This is a genomic window from Aeromicrobium sp. (genome assembly GCF_023146395.1).
In the GTDB taxonomy this organism is placed as follows: Bacteria; Actinomycetota; Actinomycetes; order Propionibacteriales; family Nocardioidaceae; genus Aeromicrobium.
In genome coordinates this window covers 53766-73624 of record NZ_JAGLCD010000006.1, presented here as the reverse complement: position 1 = coordinate 73624, position 19859 = coordinate 53766, and the positions used below count along the sequence as shown (strand labels likewise).

21 protein-coding genes are annotated in these 19859 nt (G+C 71.3%); 6 read left to right on the top strand and 15 right to left on the bottom strand.

What is annotated here, in order from left to right; translation table 11 throughout:
- The first annotated feature begins 12 nt into the window (after positions 1–12).
- Both KAG51_RS05425 and KAG51_RS05420 read left to right on the top strand, forming a co-directional pair.
- Positions 13–318 (top strand): hypothetical protein, encoded by a 306-nt coding sequence (locus KAG51_RS05425; RefSeq protein ID WP_290581422.1) that lies wholly within the window; start codon positions 13–15, stop codon positions 316–318.
- A 102-nt stretch (positions 319–420) separates the two neighbouring features.
- Complete coding sequence (locus KAG51_RS05420; RefSeq protein WP_290581420.1) at positions 421–729, top strand: hypothetical protein; 309 nt, start codon at positions 421–423, stop codon at positions 727–729.
- 79 nt (positions 730–808) lie between these two features.
- Here KAG51_RS05420 and KAG51_RS05415 read toward each other — a convergent pair whose 3' ends face one another.
- The 3 genes from KAG51_RS05415 to KAG51_RS05405 are packed head-to-tail and all read right to left on the bottom strand — an operon-like array spanning position 809 to position 4565.
- Positions 809–2236 (bottom strand): SDR family NAD(P)-dependent oxidoreductase, encoded by a 1428-nt coding sequence (locus KAG51_RS05415; protein ID WP_290581418.1) that lies wholly within the window; start codon positions 2234–2236, stop codon positions 809–811.
- 34 nt (positions 2237–2270) lie between these two features.
- Positions 2271–3971, bottom strand: a complete 1701-nt coding sequence (gene ilvD, locus KAG51_RS05410) for a dihydroxy-acid dehydratase (RefSeq protein WP_290581417.1) — start codon at positions 3969–3971, stop codon at positions 2271–2273.
- Positions 3972–3980: 9 nt separating this feature from the next.
- Positions 3981–4565, bottom strand: coding sequence for a hypothetical protein (locus tag KAG51_RS05405; RefSeq protein WP_290581416.1), 585 nt, complete (start codon positions 4563–4565; stop codon positions 3981–3983).
- Between the two features lie 207 nt (positions 4566–4772).
- Here KAG51_RS05405 and KAG51_RS05400 point away from each other — a divergent pair, with 207 nt between their 5' ends.
- Positions 4773–5186 (top strand): Pycsar system effector family protein, encoded by a 414-nt coding sequence (locus tag KAG51_RS05400; RefSeq protein ID WP_290581652.1) that lies wholly within the window; start codon positions 4773–4775, stop codon positions 5184–5186.
- Between the two features lie 7 nt (positions 5187–5193).
- On the opposite strand, the gene KAG51_RS05395 is transcribed toward KAG51_RS05400, so the two are convergent.
- Entirely contained in the window at positions 5194–5853 is a 660-nt protein-coding gene (locus KAG51_RS05395; protein WP_290581415.1) for a SatD family protein, read from the bottom strand.
- Positions 5854–5908: 55 nt separating this feature from the next.
- Between KAG51_RS05395 and KAG51_RS05390 the strand changes: the two genes are divergently transcribed.
- Entirely contained in the window at positions 5909–6757 is an 849-nt protein-coding gene (locus KAG51_RS05390) for a hypothetical protein (RefSeq protein WP_290581414.1), read from the top strand.
- A 10-nt stretch (positions 6758–6767) separates the two neighbouring features.
- Here KAG51_RS05390 and KAG51_RS05385 read toward each other — a convergent pair whose 3' ends face one another.
- Positions 6768–7742, bottom strand: a complete 975-nt coding sequence (locus tag KAG51_RS05385) for a patatin-like phospholipase family protein (protein ID WP_290581413.1) — start codon at positions 7740–7742, stop codon at positions 6768–6770.
- Positions 7743–7794: 52 nt separating this feature from the next.
- On the opposite strand from KAG51_RS05385, the gene KAG51_RS05380 reads away from it, so the two are divergent.
- Complete coding sequence (locus tag KAG51_RS05380; protein ID WP_290581412.1) at positions 7795–8673, top strand: alpha/beta hydrolase; 879 nt, start codon at positions 7795–7797, stop codon at positions 8671–8673.
- On the opposite strand, the gene gatB is transcribed toward KAG51_RS05380, so the two are convergent.
- The 3 genes from gatB to gatC are packed head-to-tail and all read right to left on the bottom strand — an operon-like array spanning position 8666 to position 11954.
- Complete coding sequence (gene gatB / locus KAG51_RS05375; RefSeq protein ID WP_290581411.1) at positions 8666–10171, bottom strand: Asp-tRNA(Asn)/Glu-tRNA(Gln) amidotransferase subunit GatB; 1506 nt, start codon at positions 10169–10171, stop codon at positions 8666–8668. The genes KAG51_RS05380 and gatB overlap by 8 nt on opposite strands.
- Positions 10168–11646 carry an Asp-tRNA(Asn)/Glu-tRNA(Gln) amidotransferase subunit GatA gene (gatA, locus tag KAG51_RS05370; RefSeq protein ID WP_290581410.1) on the bottom strand — a complete coding sequence of 493 codons (1479 nt, stop codon included), beginning with the start codon at positions 11644–11646 and terminating at the stop codon, positions 10168–10170. Before gatA ends, gatB begins: the two co-directional genes overlap by 4 nt.
- Positions 11643–11954: an Asp-tRNA(Asn)/Glu-tRNA(Gln) amidotransferase subunit GatC gene (gene gatC, locus KAG51_RS05365; RefSeq protein WP_290581409.1), complete on the bottom strand. Its 312-nt coding sequence runs from the start codon at positions 11952–11954 to the stop codon at positions 11643–11645. The genes gatA and gatC overlap by 4 nt, the downstream gene beginning before the upstream one ends.
- Before the next feature lie 103 nt (positions 11955–12057).
- Between gatC and ppk2 the strand changes: the two genes are divergently transcribed.
- Positions 12058–12954, top strand: a complete 897-nt coding sequence (ppk2, locus tag KAG51_RS05360) for a polyphosphate kinase 2 (protein ID WP_290581408.1) — start codon at positions 12058–12060, stop codon at positions 12952–12954.
- A gap of 18 nt (positions 12955–12972) precedes the next feature.
- Here the strand turns inward: ppk2 and KAG51_RS05355 are convergent, their stop codons facing one another.
- The 7 genes from KAG51_RS05355 to mnmA all read right to left on the bottom strand — a co-directional run bounded on the left by KAG51_RS05355 (position 12973) and on the right by mnmA (position 19858).
- Positions 12973–13404: a hypothetical protein gene (locus KAG51_RS05355; RefSeq protein WP_290581407.1), complete on the bottom strand. Its 432-nt coding sequence runs from the start codon at positions 13402–13404 to the stop codon at positions 12973–12975.
- A gap of 42 nt (positions 13405–13446) precedes the next feature.
- Positions 13447–13992: a DinB family protein gene (locus KAG51_RS05350; protein WP_290581406.1), complete on the bottom strand. Its 546-nt coding sequence runs from the start codon at positions 13990–13992 to the stop codon at positions 13447–13449.
- Complete coding sequence (locus KAG51_RS05345; RefSeq protein WP_290581405.1) at positions 13992–14234, bottom strand: DUF1272 domain-containing protein; 243 nt, start codon at positions 14232–14234, stop codon at positions 13992–13994. Before KAG51_RS05345 ends, KAG51_RS05350 begins: the two co-directional genes overlap by 1 nt.
- A 1-nt stretch (position 14235) precedes the next feature.
- Positions 14236–16644 carry an NAD-dependent DNA ligase LigA gene (gene ligA, locus KAG51_RS05340; protein WP_290581404.1) on the bottom strand — a complete coding sequence of 803 codons (2409 nt, stop codon included), beginning with the start codon at positions 16642–16644 and terminating at the stop codon, positions 14236–14238.
- Between the two features lie 9 nt (positions 16645–16653).
- Entirely contained in the window at positions 16654–17619 is a 966-nt protein-coding gene (locus tag KAG51_RS05335) for a methionine synthase (protein WP_290581403.1), read from the bottom strand.
- A gap of 62 nt (positions 17620–17681) precedes the next feature.
- Complete coding sequence (locus KAG51_RS05330) at positions 17682–18767, bottom strand: FAD-dependent oxidoreductase (protein ID WP_290581402.1); 1086 nt, start codon at positions 18765–18767, stop codon at positions 17682–17684.
- Positions 18764–19858, bottom strand: a complete 1095-nt coding sequence (gene mnmA / locus KAG51_RS05325) for a tRNA 2-thiouridine(34) synthase MnmA (protein ID WP_290581650.1) — start codon at positions 19856–19858, stop codon at positions 18764–18766. The genes KAG51_RS05330 and mnmA overlap by 4 nt, the downstream gene beginning before the upstream one ends.
- Position 19859: the final 1 nt, after the last annotated feature.

Below are 19859 nucleotides of genomic sequence, written 5' to 3'. Positions count from 1 at the left end.
CCTGGAGTCACCATGAAGAAGCTCATGACGGCCACTGCCGTCTCCGTCATCGTCCTGACCTCGGCGTGCGGCGCCGGCCGCCCGAGCGTCGACCAGCTCAGCGACTCGATCCTCGAGCAGGGTGAGTCGCTCGGCATCACGGAGGAGTCCGCCGACTGCATCGCCGAGAAGGTCGAGGCGTCCGACATCTCCGACGACACCCTGAACAAGATCGTCGATGGCGACATCGACGTCACCGGCGTCGCCGCGGTGCCCCAGGACGACGCCGACGCGTTCCGCGAGGTCAGCGACGACCTCGAGGCCTGCATCACCGGCTGAGGTCCGGCCTCCGCAGACGCGGTCTCGTGATTCGCCTCGTGGCGGTCAACCCGATTGAATGACCGTGCGCGGCATCGAGCCGCGACCGACGAAGGGAATCCGATGAAGAAGACCCTGGCGGCCACGGCTGCCGTCTCGATGCTCGCGTTCACTGCGGCATGCGGTGGCGGCGGCGACCGTCCGTCCGCCGACGACATCGCGAACGCGTTCAAGAGCGACGACGACTTCAGCAGTGCGGACGCGACTGACGAGCAGGTCGACTGCGTGGCCGAGGCGTACGCCGACTCCGACCTCTCCGACGAGGCGCTGCAGGCGATCGTCGACGGCGACGAGGACTACGACCCGTCCCAGCAGGACGAGGACGCCATCGAGTCGCTCTCCACCGAGCTGGCGGAGTGCATCGGCGGCTGACGCCGGTCGACGACGAGGGGCCCGGACACCACTGGCGTGGTGACCGGGCCCCTCGTCGTCACCTCGCCAGGGCCTCACCTCACCAGGGCGACGGGGCGTAGTCCTTCAGGAAGACGCCGAACAGGTCCTCGCCGGCCTCGCCGCGCACGACGGGGTCGTACACGCGCGCGGCGCCGTCGACCAGGTCGAGCGGCGCCTTGAAGCCCTCGTCGGCCAGGCGCACCTTGGTCGTGTACGGCCGCTCGTCGGTGATCCAGCCGGTGTCGACCGCGGTCATCAAGATGCCGTCGCTCTGAAGCATCTCCTCGGCGCTCGTGCGGGTCAGCATGTTGAGCGCAGCCTTGGCCATGTTGGTGTGCGGGTGACCGGCCCCCTTGTACCGGCGACCGAACTGGCCCTCCATCGCCGAGACGTTGACGACGTACTTGCGCCGGGCCGCAGCCGCTGCCATGGCCGGCCGGAGCCGACTGACGAGGATGAACGGCGCGACGCTGTTGCACAGCTGCACCTCGAGCAGCTCCAGGGCGTCGACCTCCGAGACCGTCTGCACCCAGCTGTTGGTGTCGACGACGTCGGGGAGCAGGCCGCCGGCGTCGATGCGGTCGACGTCGGCCGAGCCTGCGGTGAGTGCCAGCGACGTCAGGGCGTCGGCGGTCGCGGTGTCCCCCGCCAGCACCGGGTGGGCCGAGACCGAGCCGACGAGCGACGCGGGATGCGCGTCGCTCGTGTGGCCGAACGTCACGAGCTCCACGGGCGATCCGGCCGGCAACGGCGCGGACTCGGCGTCGGCGATCGCCGAGTAGGCGCCCGGCTGACGCTTGACGGTCTGGGCCGCGTTGTTGATCAGGATGTCGAGCGGACCGGCCGCGGCGACGTCGTCGGCCAGGCCGATGACCTGGGCGGGGTCACGCAGGTCGATCCCGACGACCTTGAGCCGGTGCAGCCACTCGGGCGAGTCGGGCATCTGGGTGAAGCGGCGCACCGCGTCACGCGGGAACCGGGTCGTGATCGTGAGGTGCGCCCCGTCGCGCAGCAGGCGCAGCGCGATGTACATGCCGATCTTGGCGCGCCCCCCGGTCAGCAGGGCCCGGCGGCCGGTCAGGTCGGTGCGGGCGTCCCGCTTGCCGTGGCTGAACGCCGCGCACGCCGGGCAGAGCTGGTGGTAGAACGCGTCGACCGTCGTGTACTTCTGCTTGCACATGTAGCAGCCCCGCGGCACGAGCAGCTCCCCCGCCGTGGCGCCGCGCGCGTTCGAGACCAGCGGGATGCCGGCGGTCTCGTCGTCGATCCGGCTCGCCGACCCCGTGGCGGTGAGCTCGATGACGGCCCGGTCGGCGGCGTTGACCTCGTCGCGCTTGGCCTTGCGACGCTCACGCTTGGCGGCCTTGAAGAAGCCCCCCGTCGCGCGGCGCAGGGCGACGTAGGACGGATCGTCCTCGGGAAGGGATCCGGCCTGGCCCAGGACACGCAGGGCCGTCACGAGATCGTCGTCGGTGAAGTCGGGCACCGGCGAATTCTATGCGCCGCGCGCGGGGCGCCGGTCAGCCGGTGATGGCGCCGTGGGCCGCCGAGCTCACGAGCTTGCGGTACTTCGCGAGCACCCCGGTCGTGTACTTCGGCGGCAGGGGCTCCCAGCCGACCTTGCGGGCGGCGAGCTCGTCGGGATCGATCTCGACCTCGAGGAGCTTGTTGGCGACGTCGAGGGTGATCGGGTCGCCGTCGCGCACGAAGGCGATCGGTCCACCGTCGACCGCCTCCGGGGCGACGTGGCCGACGCACAGCCCCGTGGTGCCTCCGGAGAAGCGACCATCGGTCAGCAGCAGGACGTCCTTGCCGAGGCCGGCGCCCTTGATGGCTCCGGTGATCGCAAGCATCTCGCGCATGCCCGGGCCGCCCTTGGGACCCTCGTAGCGGATGACGACGACGTCGCCCGCGGTGATGGTGCCGTCCTCGAGCGCCTCCATCGCCGCCTGCTCGCCGTCGAAGACGCGGGCCGTGCCGCGGAAGACGTCCGAGTCGAAGCCGGCGCTCTTGACGACGGCTCCCTCCGGCGCGAGCGAGCCGTGCAGGATCGTCAGGCCACCCGTGCGGTGGATCGGCTTCTCCAGGGGACGGATGATGTCGCCGTCGAGGCCCAGCTCGATGTGGGCGAGGTTCTCGGCCATCGTCCGGCCCGTGACCGTCAGGCAGTCGCCGTGCATCAGGCCGGCGTCGAGCAGGGCCTTCATGATGACCGGGATGCCGCCGACCTTGTCGACGTCGTTCATGACGTAGCGGCCGAAGGGCTTCAGGTCGCCCAGGTGCGGCACCTTGTCGCCGATGCGGCTGAAGTCCTCGAGCGTCAGGTCGACCTCGGCCTCCCGCGCGATCGCCAGCAGGTGCAGGACGGCGTTGGTCGAGCCGCCGAGGGCCATGACGACCGTGATGGCGTTCTCGAAGGCCTCCTTGGTCAGGATCTGACGCGCCGTGATGCCGCGACGCAGCATCTCGACGACGGCCTTGCCGGACTCCTCCGCGAAGCCGTCGCGGCGCTTGTCGGGCCCGGGAGGCGCGGCCGAGCCCGGAAGGCTCATGCCCAGGGCCTCGGCGGCCGACGCCATCGTGTTGGCCGTGTACATGCCGCCGCACGCGCCCTCGCCGGGGCAGATGGCCCGCTCGATCTTGTCGACCTGCTCGCGGCTCATCAGACCGCGCATGCACGCACCGACGGCCTCGAAGGCGTCGATGATCGTGACGTCCTTGCCATCGACGTTGCCCGGCATGATCGAGCCCGCATAGAGGAACACACTGGCGAGGTCGAGTCGCGCCGCCGCCATGAGCATGCCGGGCAGGCTCTTGTCGCACCCGGCCAGCAGGACCGAGCCGTCGAGCCGCTCGGCCATCATGACGGTCTCGACCGAGTCGGCGATGACCTCGCGGCTCACGAGCGAGAAGTGCATGCCCTCGTGACCCATCGAGATGCCGTCGGAGACGCTGATCGTGCCGAACTCGAGCGGATAGCCGCCGCCCGCGTGGACCCCGACCTTGACGCTCTTGGCCAGCCGGTCCAGCGGCAGGTTGCACGGGGTGATCTCGTTCCAGCTCGAGGCCACACCGATCTGGGGCTTGACCCAGTCGTCGTCACCCATGCCCACGGCGCGCAGCATGCCGCGCGATGCCGTGGCCTTGAGTCCGTCGGTGACGTCGCGACTGCGGGGCTTGATGTCGGGCGTGGTGGAGTTCGTGGGGCGATCGTCGGCCATGGGGACAGATTACGCGGCGGCCGCGGCGTCGAGCAGGCGCCCGGCAAGCTCGGCGACCCGGACATCCTCGGGCCACTGGGCAACTCTCAGTCGACGGCTCATGGCTTGGGCCGAGATCCCCAGCGCGCGTGCCGCTTTCGCCTGGGTGACTTCGTGGCTCATCATGTTCACGGCCTCGCGACCCTCAGGGGTACGAGCCTGTCTCAGTCGCGCCAGCACCTGAAGGAGCGTCTCAGCATCCCGAGCCGGACCGCCCGCCTCGCCGTCCACAGCGAGCCCGGACGGTTCCCGATGGGCTCGTTCGACCGCGGCCCTGGCAGCGATCAGCGCTGGTCCGCGACTCTCGCGAACTGAATGGGGAAGTGGCTGCTCGACCCTGCCGACACCGATGCCGACCCACCAGCCCTGATCACTCACGAGGTGGCCGATCACCTCGACAACCATGGCTCCCTCGGCACAGAGTCCCTGCACCTCGTCACCGGCGGTGCGTTCGAACCTGCGTGTGAGGTCGAGAGTGTTGAGCTGGCGCAGTAGCCCAGGGACCCGGTCGGTCGACGTGCGACTTCTCCGCTGGTCAACCGTGATGGCAAACACGATAGCAACCTTCTGTCATTGGTTTTCAGTAATCAATGCTAGAGCATTGATACTGTATTCTCAATGCTCTTAGCATGATGGTATCCAGGTAGATGCGCTAGCGTCGCCGCTGTGACTCACCACGGAGATGACAATCCGCGCGACGTGGAGCTAGTCATTCTGGCCGAGGCACGCCGCGAGGTCGGCGCCGCTGACCACAAGGCCTCCATGGTGCTAGCAGTCCTAGGTATCGGATTCGGAGCCCTGCTCGGCGGATTGATCGCTCGTGATTGGACGCCTCAGGACCTTTCGGGACTGGGCGTCGCGTCTTGGACTGTAGGAGCCGCGCTCGCCCTCGGATCGGTCGGGGCGGCCGGCTCGGCCGTCTGGCCTCGCTACACCGTTCCGGACGCTCCCGGCGATCTCCACTACTGGGGTCACATCGCCGCCTTCCCGACGCCGGGGGCCATGGCCGAGGCCTTGGACGCGCAGCCGCCCAGACTGTCCGATCGCACGCGGCACCAAATGTTTGAGCTGTCCCACATCGTCGCTCGGAAGTACTGGTGGGTGCGTGTCGCGATGCGACTCGCCGCCGCGGCAGCGCCGTGCTTCGTGGTGGCCAGCCTGGCCGGCCAGGCCTGAGTCTGGACTAGGAGTCGAACGACTCCTGCGAGTGGGCCACAGCGTATGCGCCGGACCGTCGCAGGTTCTGAGATACGGCAGACGGGCTGATGCCTTCACGCTCGGCAAGCTCGACCTGGCTAGAACCATCCAGCAGCCCGAGAAGAAGGCGACGCGAACGCGCCTGCATTGTCGTCACGATCTCGTCGCGCACGAGAAGGAGAGCGTTGACGTGCCGGGACCGCGGGTACTCCGCGGCAAGCGGCGCACGGGCGTACCACGTACGCAGGGTGCGGTCGCGACCCACCTCCCGCGCCTTGGCCTCGTTGATTGCGTCCCTGGCGGCCCACCAGCCCGGTCCGTCTTGGATCAGTCCGGCCGCGCCAGTGCCGAGGTGTGTGACCGCGCCGACACCGACTCCTGCCCGGCAGTCCAAACCGTCCGGTAGCACCAACCGCATCAAGAGCGTGGCCCGCAGCGCGGCGCCCACGGAGTAGTAGCGCGCTTGGGCCTCGTCACCGAGCGTCGGCGCCATACGCTGATCGGGACGGACGCGCTGGTTGACCTCGTCCATCGCCGTGGTGAACGCCGCATGCACCCATGCCCTGTCCGGATACTTCCGCGACCCGACGAGATCGACAATGACGGCCACCCGCACCGTCGGGTCCTTCAGTTCAGCCTCAGGCATAACTGAAGTTTATACCTTCACGTAAGACAGATTTTCTTGTGACACCATCAGCACCATGACGCGCATCGCCTGGGCGTCGGGGGCCGCATTCGCGGCCGGCGACGCCGATCTCCCGCTGCTGGCCGCTGCGGCCGACCGTGCCGGCACGACGAGCGAGGTCGTCGTCTGGGACGATCCCGCCGTCGACTGGGAGGCCTTCGACCTCGTCGTCGTGCGGTCGTGCTGGGACTACGTCCCGCGCCGCGCGGAGTTCCTGGCCTGGGCCGCGGCGGTGCCCCGCCTGGCCAATCCTGCGCCCGTGCTGCGCTGGAACACCGACAAGACCTACCTGCGGGAGCTGGAGGCGGCCGGCGTCGCGATCGTGCCCACGGCCTGGTCGGTCGATCGCGCGCAGGACCTTCCCCCAGCGCGCGAGTGGGTGGTCAAGCCGACGATCTCGGCGGGTTCGGCCGACACGGCCCGCTGGGCCGACCCCGAGCGCGCGCTCCAGCACGGCCGCTCGCTGCTCGACGCGGGCCGACCCACCATGACCCAGCCGTACGTCGACGCGGTCGACAGCGAGGGAGAGACCGGGATCCTGCTGTTCGGGGGGCGGTACTCCCATGCCTTCCGCAAGGGCGCGCTGCTCACGACGGGCGACGATCCCCGAGAGCTCCCCGAGCTGAAGGAGGACATCCGCGCCCGGGAGCCGTCGGCCGAGCAGGTGGTGTTCGCCGAGCGCGTGGTCTCCGTGGCGACGAAGATTCTCGGGACGGATCTGCTCTATGCCCGGGTCGACGTCGTGACCGACTCCGGCGGCACGCTGCGACTCATGGAGCTCGAGCTGACCGAGCCGTCGTTCTTCCTCGAGCACACCGACGTCGGCGCCGACCGGGTGCTCGAGGCCGTGCTCCGGACGCTCTGAGCCCACGGCCTCACGCGGCGGGCCCCTCCGGCCGCCGCGCGATCCATCGCCTCGCCGCGGCGTAGCCGTCGTCGTAGAGCGACTGCTGCTGGGCGGGGGTCAGGTCGAAGTCGGTCCACCCGACGCCGCGTGGCTTCGCGAAGATCGTGCGCTCGGCGTCTCGCGGGTCGTCGACGTGGCGGATCTGGGTCGAGTCGACCGTCGTGTGGATCAGGCTGCGCAGCAGCGAGATCGGCCCTGTGACCGGCACCGCCGGGGCACGCTCGCTCGCCGGCGAGCTCAGCCGCACGCCGATCGTGGGCCAGCGAGGTGCGGCGTCGTCGTCACGGTCGAATGCCGCGACCGGAAAGGTCTCGAGCAAGGAGCCGTCGGCCAGGGTCGACTCGCCGTACGCCCCGCGCAGGCGCACGGGCTCGAACAGGAACGGGATGCCGGCCGACGCGCGCACGGCCACCGCCACCTCCAGGTCGTCGGCCACCAGCCCGTACGAGGGCAGGTCCCACGGCACGCGCAGGACCCGCTGCCGCGAGAGGTCGCTCGTGGAGACGACGAGCCGGTAGCGCTGCCGCGGGTCGCTGGCGAGCGGGTCGAGCACGAGGTCGCCGAACGTCCGCACCCCCAGGTCGGCCAGCACCCCGCGGAGCCACTGCGTCAGGTACGTGCCCGGGTGCATGCCGAGGTGGAACAAGATCCCCCACGCGTCCGCAGCGCGCGGCCACCACTGGAGCCAGCGCAGCCCCGGACGACGGTCCTGCATCTGCGTGTAGTCGAGCGTGCGCATGATCTCGTCGGCCCGCGCCAGCGGCTCCCCTGCGCGCTGCATCGCGGCGATCACCGCGCCCACGACCGCGCCCGCCGACGACCCGGCGACCCGCTCGAACCGCCACCCGACCTCGTCCAGGGCCACGGCGGCGCCCACCAGGGCGATGCCCTTGACCCCTCCGCCCTCGAGCACGAGATCGGCCGACCGACGTTCCTCGCTCATGACCCGACTCTAGAGCCGTGCCGCGGGCGCGACCGCGTGACAGGATGCTGGCGTGATCCAGCCCGCCCTCGTCCGTTTCCACGACGTCCGCAGCGCGGACGGCACGATGCTGCGCGCCTGGGGCAACGGCGGGACCGGCCCGGCCGTCCTGATCTCGAACGGACTCGGCACCAACCCGTACGCCTGGCCTGCGCTCCTGCAGCCCGACAACGGCCTGCAGGTGCTGGGGTGGAACCACCGTGGCATCGGCGGATCCGAACGCCCCGACACGGGACGGGTCGACATGGACGCCCACCTGGAGGACATGACCGCCGTCCTGGACGCCGCCGGCGTCGAGTCAGCCGTCGTCGTCGGCTGGTCGATCGGGGTCAACGTCGCCTTCGAGTTCGCCGTCCGCCACCCCGACCGGGTCGCCGGGATCCTCGCGGTCTGCGGGGTCCCCGGCGCCACCTTCTCGACGATGCTCGAGCCGTGGAAGATCCCGCCGGTCGTGGCACAGAACCTGATGGTGGGCCTGGCCAGGATCTCCACCGTGACCGGGCACGGCCTCGCACCCGTCACGAGCCGGATCCCCTGGACGCGGTTCTCGGTCAACCTGCTCAAGATGGCCCGGGTGTTCGCTCCCAGCGCCGACGACACGGTGCTCCAGGCCGTCGTGCAGGAGTTCTTCACCGCCCACCCCGCCTGGTACGCCCAGCTGGCGCTCGAGGCAGCGCGGCACGACCGCGTCTCCCTCTCGCAGATCACGGCGCCCACGACGCTCGTGGCCGGCACGAAGGACCTGCTCGCAGGCGCCGGCGCCATGCGCTCGGCGGCCGAGCGGATCCCCCGTGCGCGCTACCGGGTCGTCGAGGGCACCCACTTCCTGCCGATCGAGCGGCCGGACGTCGTGCTCGAGGAGCTCGAGTGGCTCCTCGAGCGCGTCAGCTGAGCCTCTCGAGGATCAGCTCCCGCACGCGTCCGGCGTCCGCCTGACCGCGCATCTGCTTCATGACCGCGCCGATCAGGGCGCCGGCGGCCTGCACCTTGCCGTCACGGATCTTGTCGGCGACGTCGGGATTGGCCGCGATCGCCTGGTCGACGGCCTCGCCGAGCGCGCCGTCGTCGGACACGAGCTCGAGCCCGCGGGACGCGACGACCTCCTCGGGCGTGCCCTCGCCGGCGAGAACGCCGTCGAAGACGTCGCGCGCGAGCTTGTCGTTGAGTCGACCGGCGTCGATCAGGGCCTGGATGCCCGCGACCTGCTCGGGGGTGATCGGCAGGTCGGCCAGGTCGACTCCGGTGTCGTTGGAGCGACGGGCGAGCTCACCGAGCCACCACTTGCGCGCTGCCTGGGGAGCCGCGCCCGCCGCGACGGTCGCCGCCACGAGCTCCAGGGCTCCGGCCCCGATGGTGTCGCGCATGTCGAGGTCGGAGAAGTCCCACTCGGCCTGCAGGCGCTTGCGACGCTCCGACGGGGGCTCGGGCAGCGTGCCGCGCAGCTCCTCGACCCACGCGCGCGACGGTGCGACGGGAGCGAGGTCCGGCTCCGGGAAGTAGCGGTAGTCCTCCGCGTCGGACTTCTCACGGCCGGGCGAGGTCGTGCCGTCGGACTCGTGGAAGTGCCGGGTCTCCTGCACGACCTTCTGCCCCGCGTCGAGGATGCCGGCGTGACGACCGACCTCGTAGCGGACGGCCCGCTCGACCGACCGGAACGAGTTGACGTTCTTGGTCTCGCTGCGGGTGCCCAGCGCGGTGGTGCCCGCGGGCCGGAGCGACAGGTTGACGTCGGCGCGCAGCGATCCCTGGTCCATCCGGGCGTCGGACACGCCGAGCGCGACCATCAGGTCGCGCAGCTGGTTGACGTACGCCCGCGCGACCAGGGGCGCCTTGTCGCCGGGCACCTCGATCGTGCGCGTCACGATCTCGATCAGCGGGATGCCGGCGCGGTTGTAGTCGAGCAGCGAGTGGTCGGCGCCGTGGATGCGGCCCGTCGCGCCACCCACGTGAAGGCTCTTGCCGGTGTCCTCCTCCATGTGCGCGCGCTCGATCTCGATGCGGTAGACCTCGCCGTCCACCTCCACGTCGGTGTAGCCGTCGAACGCGATGGGCTCGTCGTACTGCGACGTCTGGAAGTTCTTCGGCTGGTCCGGGTAGAAGTAGTTCTTGCGCGCGAACCGGCACCACTCGGCGATCTCGCAGTTGAGCGCGAGGCCGATGCGGATGGCCGACTCGACGGCCTTGGCGTTGACCACCGGAAGCGCGCCGGGCAGGCCCAGGCAGACCGGGCACACCTGGGTGTTCGGCTCGGCGCCGAACTCCGTGGCGCAGCCGCAGAACATCTTGGTGTTCGTGCCGAGCTCGACGTGGACCTCCAGGCCCATGACCGGCTCGTAGCGCGTCAGCGCCTCGTCGAACGGCACCAGCGGGGTCTTGGTCTGCGTGCTCATCGGACGACCTCCTCGAGGACGGGGGCGGGCACGAGGCGCTCGAGCGCGGCACCCGCGTTGTAGAGACGGTCGTCGGCCTGCGCCGGGGCGAGGAACTGCCCGCCGACCGGCAGGCCGGAGTCGTCGGCCAGACCGATCGGCACGCTGATGCCGGGCACTCCCGCGAGGTTGGCCGGGATCGTGCAGACGTCCTCGAGGTACATCGCGAGCGGGTCGTCGGACTTCTCGCCGAGTCGCCACGCCGTGGTGGGTGCGGTGGGCGAGAACAGCACGTCGACCTGGGCGAACGCGGTGTTGAAGTCCTGCGCGATCAGCGTGCGGACCTTCTGGGCCGAGCCGTAGTAGGCGTCGTAGTAGCCGCTCGAGAGCGCGTACGTGCCCAGGATGATGCGCCGCTTGACCTCGTCGCCGAGGCCGGCGTCGCGGGTGGCCGCCATGACCTGCTCGGCCGAGGGCGACGGGTTGCCCTCGGGCGAGACCCGCAGGCCGTACCGCATCGCGTCGAAGCGGGCCAGGTTGCTGGACACTTCGCTCGGCATCACCAGGTAGTAGGCGGCGATGCCGTGGGTGAAGCTCGGGCAGGAGACCTCGACGATCTCGGCACCGGCGTCGGCGAGCTTCGCGACGGCCTCGTCGAACCGGCGCTGCACGCCGGGCTGGAAGCCCTCCCCGGCGAACTCGCGGACGACGCCGATGCGCAGCCCGGCGACGTCGCCGCGGCGGGCGGCCTCGACGACCGACGGCACGGGAGCGTCGATGCTGGTGGAGTCGCGGGGGTCGTGGCCGGCGACGACCTCGTGCAGCAGCGCCGCGTCGAGGACCGACCGGGCCATCGGGCCGACCTGGTCGAGGCTGCTGGCCATCGCGATCACGCCGTAGCGGGAGACCCCGCCGTACGTGGGCTTCACGCCGACGATGCCGGTCATGGCGCCGGGCTGGCGGATCGAGCCGCCCGTGTCGGTGCCGAGGGCCAGGGGCGCCTCGAACGCGGCCACCGCGGCGGCCGAGCCACCGCTCGACCCGCCCGGGATGCGGCTGGTGTCCCACGGGTTGCGGGCGGGACCGTAGGCCGAGTGCTCGTTCGACGAGCCCATCGCGAACTCGTCGAGGTTGGTCTTGCCAAGGATCGGCAGGCCGGCAGCGCGCAGGCGCCCGACGACCGTCGCGTCGTACGGCGGGACCCAGCCCTCGAGGATCTTCGAGCCCGCCGTCGTGGGCTGGCCCGCCGTGTTGATGAGGTCCTTGACCGCGATCGGCACGCCCGCGAGCGTCGGCAGGGTCTCCCCCGCGGCGCGGCGCGCGTCGACGTCGGCCGCCGTCGCCAGGGCGCCTTCGGCATCGACGTGCAGGAAGGCGTTGAGGTCACCGTCGACCGCGGCGATGCGGTCGAGCTGCGCCTGGGTGGCCTCGACCGAGGTGACGGAGCCGTCGGCGAGCTGGGCCGCGAGGTCCGCGGCGTGAAGGCGCGTGGTCATGCCTCCTCCCCCAGGATCTTCGGGACCAGGAAGCGGTCCTCCTCGCTCGCCGGGGCGCCGGCGAGCGCGTCGTCGCGCGACAGGCCGGGACTCGGCTCGTCGGCCCGGAACACGTTGGTGATCGGCGCCGGGTGGCTCATGGGTGCGACATCGGCGCCGGCCGACTCGACGACGCCCTGCACGGCGGCGACGTGGTCGAGGATGGCGGGCAGCTCGGCGCCGAGCCGGTCGAGCTCGGCGACACTGAGGCTGATGCGGGCGAGGCTCGCCAGGTGGGCGACGTCCTCACGCGAGAGGGGCGACGACATGCGTCTCCTGGGTCGAGGGGTCAGTACCGCGCCATCCTAGTGACACCCGAGGCGTCACCTGACGCGTCACCGGCCGTTCACCTGACACTCCTACCCTCCCTGCGTGCCCGAGACCCTGCAGATCGACCGGCTCGACGGATTCAGCGTCGACGACTCCGACGACGACGACCCCCGCCTGCTGGACCCCGCCGGCCTGCCGATCGACACCTGGCGGGAGGGCTACCCGTACGACGAGCGGCTCGACCGCACGACGTACGACCTCGAGAAGCGGCTCCTGCAGATCGAGCTGATCAAGCTGCAGAGCTGGGTCAAGGACACCGGCCAGCGCATCGTGCTCGTGTTCGAGGGCCGTGACGCGGCCGGCAAGGGCGGCACGATCAAGCGCTTCACGGAGCACCTGAACCCGCGTGGAGCCCGGGTCGTCGCGCTCGTCAAGCCGACCGACCGTGAGCAGAGCCAGTGGTACCTGCAGCGCTACGTCGAGCACCTGCCGAGCGCCGGGGAGCTCGTCTTCTTCGACCGCTCCTGGTACAACCGCGCGGGGGTCGAGCGCGTCATGGGCTTCTGCACGCCGGACCAGTACACCGAGTTCCTCCGGCAGGCTCCGGCGTTCGAGAAGATGCTCGTGAATGACGGCATCCACGTCGTGAAGTTCTGGTTCTCGGTCTCGCGCGCCGAGCAGCTGACCCGCTTCACGATCCGCCAGATCGACCCCGTGCGGCAGTGGAAGCTCTCGCCGATGGACCTCGCCTCGCTCGACAAGTGGGACGCCTACACGCAGGCCAAGGAGGCGATGTTCCGCAAGACCGACACCAAGCACTCGCCGTGGACCGTCGTGAAGAGCAACGACAAGAAGCGGGCTCGCCTCGAGGCCATGCGCCACGTGCTGCACCGCTTCGACTACCCCGGCAAGGACCACGAGGTCGTGCGCACGCCCGACCCGCTGATCGTCGGCGCGGCCGCCGACCTCTTCGACCCCGACGACGCCGACGTCGACTGACGGGCGGGCCGCCGCAGGTCAGGCGCGGGCGCGGGCGCGGTTCTGGACGAACAAGCGTGCGGCCAGCACCAGGATCGTGACACCGAGGGCGATGTCGGCCACGACGTGGGCCTGACGCCACAGCGGCATGTCCAGGGCACCGGGGACGGTGTAGTGACCGATGCCGATCAACCCGCTGACCGAGTAGAACGCCAGCCCGACGACGGCGGGCACGACGCGACCGCGCAGCAGGTTCCAGACGCCCCAGGCGCCGGCGGCGGTGAACACGAACCAGGCCAGTCCGATCACGGTGTCGCTCGGCGCCGGGACCGACGCGTCAGGGCCCGGGACGGGGTAGTCGGCGTAGTTCACGTAGTTGTCGACGTAGTGCACGACCGACACCACCACGGCTGCGGCGACGACCAGCAGGATCGTGCGAGTGCCGCGCAGCGGAGCCCTGGTCTCGACCATGCGGCCATCGTGCCTCGCTGCGGCGGAACCTGGCTACGGTCCCTACTGACCCGTGCGACCGTCGATGGCCTCTCGGAGGAGATCGGCGTGGCCGCAGTGGCGGGCGTACTCCTCGATCATGTGCACCAGGAGGTCGCGGATCGTGACGAGCTCATCGCCCCGGCGACGGATGACCAGCTCACGGCCGAGCTCGGACTCCGGCACCTGGGCGAGCCACTCCTCGGCCCGGGAGATCTCGGCACGCCATCGGTCGAAGGCCTCGGCGACGCAGGCGTCCGTGGGCTCGGCACCGACAAATTCGAGATCGGCCACCTCCGCGTCGCGGAACGGTTGGGGCTCCTCCAGACCCAGCCCCACCTGCGCGAACCAGAACTGCTCGACACTCGCCAGGTGTCGCACGAGGCCCAGCAGGCTCATCGGGCTGGGCGGGACGCTACGGGTGGCAAGCTGCTGCGGTGTGAGCTCCTCGCACTTCAACGCGAGCGTGTGCCGGTAGATCCGCAGGTAGTCGGCGTACGTGGCCTTCTCGCCGACCGGCTGCTCGCCGTCGCGCGGATCAGGACCCTGGGTGACCCACACCCCGGCCATCAGTGCGACCCGCAGGTGTCGGACCGCACGCGCACCGTGGACACGCGTCCCGCGGCCAGTCGCGACGGCGACGGCACGGGCCGGCGCACGAGCTCACCCCCGCAGTTGGGACACACGCCGTGCAGCACGTTCTCGGCGCAGTCGCGACACCACGTGCACTCGAAGGAGCAGATCAGGACGTCGGTCGACTCCGGGTCGAGCTCGCGGTCACAGCACTCGCAGCTCGGGCGGATCTCGAGCACGTCAGGACTCCGCGGCCCCGTCGTCGCTCGCCTCGGGCTCGGCCGGTGCGGGCGGACCCTCGTCGAGCAGCTTCTGGAAACCCGCCTCGTCGAGGATCGGGACGCCGAGCTGCTCCGCCTTGTCGGCCTTGGAGCCGGCGTTCTCCCCCACCACGACGTAGTCGGTCTTCTTGCTGACCGATCCGGCCGCCTTGCCGCCGCGGCTGATGATGGCCTCCTTGACGGAGTCACGCGTGTAGCTCTCGAGCGAGCCGGTGACGACGATCGTGAGGCCGTCGAGCACTCCGCCGGTCTCAGCCTGCCCGGGTCCGGGATGACCGGGGATCTCGAACGGCACGCCGGCCTCGCGCCAGCGGCTGAGGATCTCGACGTGCCAGTCGACCTCGAGCCAGGCCTTGACGGACTCGGCGATGATGCCACCGACGCCGTCGACCGCCGACAGCTCCTCGACCGAGGCCTCCTCGATGGCCTTCAACGACCCGAAGTGCTGGGCCAGGGCCCGCGCGGCCACCGGGCCGACGTGCCGGATGTTGAGGGCGACGAGGAAACGCCACAAATCCTTGGTCTTGGCCTTCTCGAGCTCGTCGAGCAGCTTGAGAGCCTGCATCGACAGGATGTGCGTCTCGTCGCCGTCGAACTCCCCCTCAGGATCGAACGGTGAGTCGTCCTTCTTGCGGAGCCGGCGGAACGGGGCACGGGTGTCGGTGGTGCCGTCGTCGCCTAGCCGCGGGAGCCCGGTCTCGGGATCGCGCACCGCGACGTCGATGCCGAACAGGTCGCGCGCGCCCAGGGCGAAGAGGGCGGCCTCGGTGACGAGGGGCGGGACCTCGGGACGCGTCGGCTGGGTGAGGGCAGCGGCCGTGACCTCGCCGAGCGCGTCGATGTCGAGGGCACCGCGGGAACCAATGTGCTCGACCCGGCCGCGCACCTGGGCGGGGCACGACTGCGCGTTGGGGCAGCGCAGGTCGATGTCGCCCTCCTTCATGGGGCGCAGCTCGGTGTCGCACTCGGGACAGTTCTTCGGCATCTCGAACTCGCGTTCGGTGCCGTCGCGCAGCTCCACCACCGGGCCGAGGACCTCGGGGATCACGTCGCCGGCCTTACGGAGCACGACGGTGTCGCCGATCAGGACGCCCTTCTCGCGCACGACGTCCTTGTTGTGCAGAGTCGCCTGGCGCACGACGCTGCCGGCGACGAGTACGGGCTCCATCTGCGCGTAGGGCGTGGCCCGCCCCGTGCGCCCGACCGAGACGATGATGTCGAGCAGCGTGGTCTGGACCTCCTCGGGCGGGTACTTGTAGGCGATGGCCCACCGCGGTGCCCGGCTCGTCTGACCCAGCTCGTCGTGCATCGCGAGCTGGTCGACCTTGACGACGACGCCGTCGATCTCGTGCACGATCGAGTGCCGGCCCTCGCCCAGCTCGGTGATGCGGTCGACGACGTCATCGACTCCGGAGTAGACCCGGCTGTTGGGGCTGATGGGCAGGCCCCACGACCCCAGCAGGTCGTAGATCTCGCTCTGGGCCTGGACTGGTGGGTCGGGCCAGGCGCCGATGCCGTGGACGTAGAGCGACAGGGCCTCGATGCGCGCAAGCCCGGCCTCGAGCTCCAGGCCCGACTTCTTGTGCAGGAGCTGACGCAGTCCGCCGCTGGCCGCGTTGCGGGGATTGGCGAAGGCCGGGAACCGGCGTCCGGCACTGATCTCGGCCCGCTCGCGGTCGACGCCCCGGGCCGTGGCGTCGGCCGTGGCCCGCTCGCGCAGGTCGGCCTGCAGCGCGTTGAGGCGCCGGAATGCCTCGACCCCGATGAAGACCTCGCCGCGCACCTCGACCAGGGGCGGGTGGCCCTCGCCCGAGAGCCGCTCGGGCAGGTCGGCGAGCTTGACCGCGTTGGTGGTGACGTCCTCGCCGATGCGCCCGTCGCCGCGGGTGGCCGCCGTGACGAGCCGACCGTGCTCGTAGCGCAGGGAGATGGCCAGACCGTCGATCTTGGCCTCGGTGAGCCACGCGACCGTGCGGGCCGTGGCGGCCTCGGTCTTGGCGCACCAGGCGCGCAGCTCATCGGGCGAGAACACGTTGTCGAGGCTCAGCATGCGCTCGGCGTGCTCGATGGGAGGCAGCTCGGAGCTGGCGGCGCTACCGACCCGCTGCGTGGGCGAGTCCTGACCCTGCAGCGCCGGGAACAGCCGCTCGAGCGCCTCGAGCCGCTGCATGTCGGCGTCGTACGTGGCGTCGTCGACGAGCGAGGCGTTGCGCCCGTAGTACGCGTCGCGGGCCTCCTCGATGCGCTCGACGAGCGCCTGCACCTCCACCTTGGCCTCGTCGAGACTGATCTGGAGGGCCTGCTCCGGCCCCGGGGTCTGAGACACCGTGGGGGACGCTTCCGCGGCGCCCTTCTTCCGTGGACTCATGGTCCGAGACTAGTGGCGCGCACCGACGTTCGCCGCGAGTGCGAGCGCTGTCCGCGCCCACGTCGCCGTGGCTCCCGCGAGCCCGCAGGACGGGCTCACGACGACGCGGGGATCGGCGATCTCCTCGTCGAACCCGAGACGGCCGAGGAAGGCGTCGACCCGACCGATCATCACCGACGACGTGGGCACCTGCGCCGGGTCGAGCGACGGGACGACCCCCATCCACAGGTCCAGCCCCGCCTCGAACGCCTCGCCCCAGGCGTCGCTCGGCGGCGTCCGCGCCAGGTCGAAGCCGACCGCCGCGAACCCGGCGGCGTGCAGGAGCGCGACCGGGACGTCGTCGGCGCAGACGTGCGCGACCGGCGTGGCGCCCGCCTCGCGGACGACCTCGGTCAGGAGCCGCAGGTGCGCATCGGCTTCCGGCGGGTGGATCGTGCGGTGCCGGCCGAAGCCGCTGGCCGTCGGGATGCCGGCGTCGAGCACGGCGGGCAGCGCGGGCTCGTCGACCTGCACGAGGAGCTGTGCCTTCGGGAACCGCCGGCTCAGGTCCGTGAGGTGCTCCGCCAACCCGGCCGCGAGGGACTCGGCCAGGTCGCGTCGGGCACCGTGGTCGACCAGGACCTTCTCGCCGCGGGCCAGCTCGACCGTGGCCGCCAGGGTCCACGGGCCGGCGAGCTGCTGCTTCAGGGGGCCGGTGTGATCGGACCCGAGCTCCTCCAGAGCGTCCAGGTCCTGGGCGAGGAGCGACTGCGCCAGGCGGTGGTCGCGACCGGACCCGACGCCGATCCGCCAGCCGGCCGGTTGCAGGTCGGCGTCGAGGCCGTCGAGCAGCGCGAGCGACCGACCGATCATCTGTGCCTGGACGCCGCGGGCGGGCAGCTCGGGCACGAACGCGACGTCGAGTCCGCCGAGCGAGACCTTGGCCCACTCGCGAAAGTCCTCGCCCGGAACCGACCCGACTCCCGTGGCGCGCATGGCCTCACCCTAGGGGTCGCTTCCCCTCCGTCCGCCGGGCGGAGGGGTCAGGCGGGGAGGGGTCAGGCGCGGAGGTGGCGGCGCACGGCGACCGCGGCGGTGCGGCCCGCCCGGTTGGCGCCGATCGTCGAGGCCGATGGCCCGTAGCCGACGAGCTGCACCCGAGGGTCGACAACCGACTCCGTCGCGGTCGCGGCGGTGGACCCCAGCTGGATGCCCCCGCGCGGTGAGCGCAGGTGGAGCGGGGCCAGGTGCTCGACGTCGGGACGGAACCCGGTGGCCCACAGGATCACGTCGACCGCCTCGAACGTGCCGTCGGCCCACCGCACGCCGCCCGGCTCGACGCGCTCGAACATCGGCAGCCGCCGGTAGGCGCCCAGCCGCTGCGCCTCGGCCTCCTGCGGACGCAGCATCAGACCCGTGACGCTGACGACGCTGCGCGGCGGCAGCCCCTGACGCACGCGCTCGGCCACCATCGCGACGGCCTCCCGCCCCGCCTCGGGATCGAACTTCTCCGTGCGCCAGACGGGCTCGCGCCGCGTCACCCAGAGGGTGTCCGTGACCGGCCGCAGCGCGCCGAGGAACTGCACCGCCGACGCGCCTCCGCCCACGACGAGGACGCGCTTGCTCCGGAAGTGCTCAGGTCCGGGATACGCGACGGTGTGCAGCTGCTCCCCCGCGAAGGTCTCCTGGCCGGGGTACCGCGGCACGAACGGCCGCCGCCACGTGCCGCTCGCGTTGACGAGCGTGCGAGCGCGCCACGACCGTGGCTCGTCGCCGAGCCGGACCTCGACGAGCAGCAGGGCCGGGTCGGCGGTGTCCTGGCGCACGTGCTCGACGACGGCCGGACGCACGACCGGCAGCGCGTGCTCGCGCTCGTAGGCCGCGAAGTACGCCGGCACGAACTCGTTGGCGCGTTCCGGCCCCTGGGCCGGGGGACGTGGCGCGTCCGGCAGGTCGGCCACGCCGTGGACGTCGGCCATCGTGAGGGCGTCCCAGCGGTGCCGCCAGGCACCGCCGGGCGCGGCATCGGCGTCGAGCACGACGTGCTCGACGCCGAGCCTGCGCAGGTGGAACGAGGAGGACAGACCCGCCTGGCCCGCCCCGATCACGACGCTGTCGAGGGGTGGCTCCACGACCTGGCTCACGCGGGGCTCGAGGACCGCCGCCGCGTCCGGGAGATCGTGGCGGAGCCGACGACGCGCGTGCCGTCGTAGACGACGCAGGCCTGGCCCGGGGCGATGCCCTCGGCCGGGTCGAGCAGCTCGACGTGGACCACCTCGGCCTCGACCGACACGCGGGCTCGGTGCTCGGCCCCGTGGGCGCGCAGCTGCACGGTGCAGTCGATCTCACCCGTGGGGGCCGAGGTGCACCACAGCGGCGAGACCCCGTCCAGGGCGTCGACGAGGAGCTGCTCACGCGGGCCCACCGTGACGGTGCCGGAGACGGGTTCGATGTCGAGCACGAAGCGCGGCTTGCCGTCGTCGGCCGGCACCCCGAGCCGCAGGCCACGACGCTGCCCGATCGTGAACGCGTAGGCGCCGTCGTGCTCCCGCAGAACCTCGCCGGACTCGTCGACGATCGTGCCGGGACGCGGGCCGATCTTCTCCGACAGCCACCCCGCGTTGTCCCCGTCGGCGACGAAGCAGATGTCGTGGCTGTCGGGCTTGCTCGCGACCTGCAGGCCCCGGGCCTCGGCCTCGCGGCGGACGTCGGGCTTGGCGGAGTCGCCCAGCGGGAAGTGGGAGCGGCGCAGCTGCTCCTGGGTCAGCACGCCGAGGACGTAGCTCTGGTCCTTGGCCATGTCGACCGCGCGGTGCATCTCGACGAGTCCCTCGTCGCCCGTGCGCACCTGGGCGTAGTGGCCCGTCACGACGCCGTCGAAGCCCAGGGCCACGGCCCGCTCGAGCACGGCCGCGAACTTGATCTTCTCGTTGCACCGCAGGCAGGGGTTGGGCGTGCGTCCGGCCTCGTACTCGCTGACGAAGTCGTCGACGACCGCCTCGGCGAACTCGTCGCTCATGTCCCAGACGTAGAACGGGATGCCGATGGCGTCGGCGGCCCGACGCGCGTCGCCTGCGTCCTCGATCGAGCAGCACCCGCGGGCTCCCGACCGGTACGACTTGGGGTTGCGACTCAGGGCCAGGTGCACGCCCGTGACCTCGTGGCCCGCGTCGACCGCCCGGGCCGCGGCCACCGCGGAGTCGACGCCGCCGGACATCGCCGCCACGAGCCGCAGC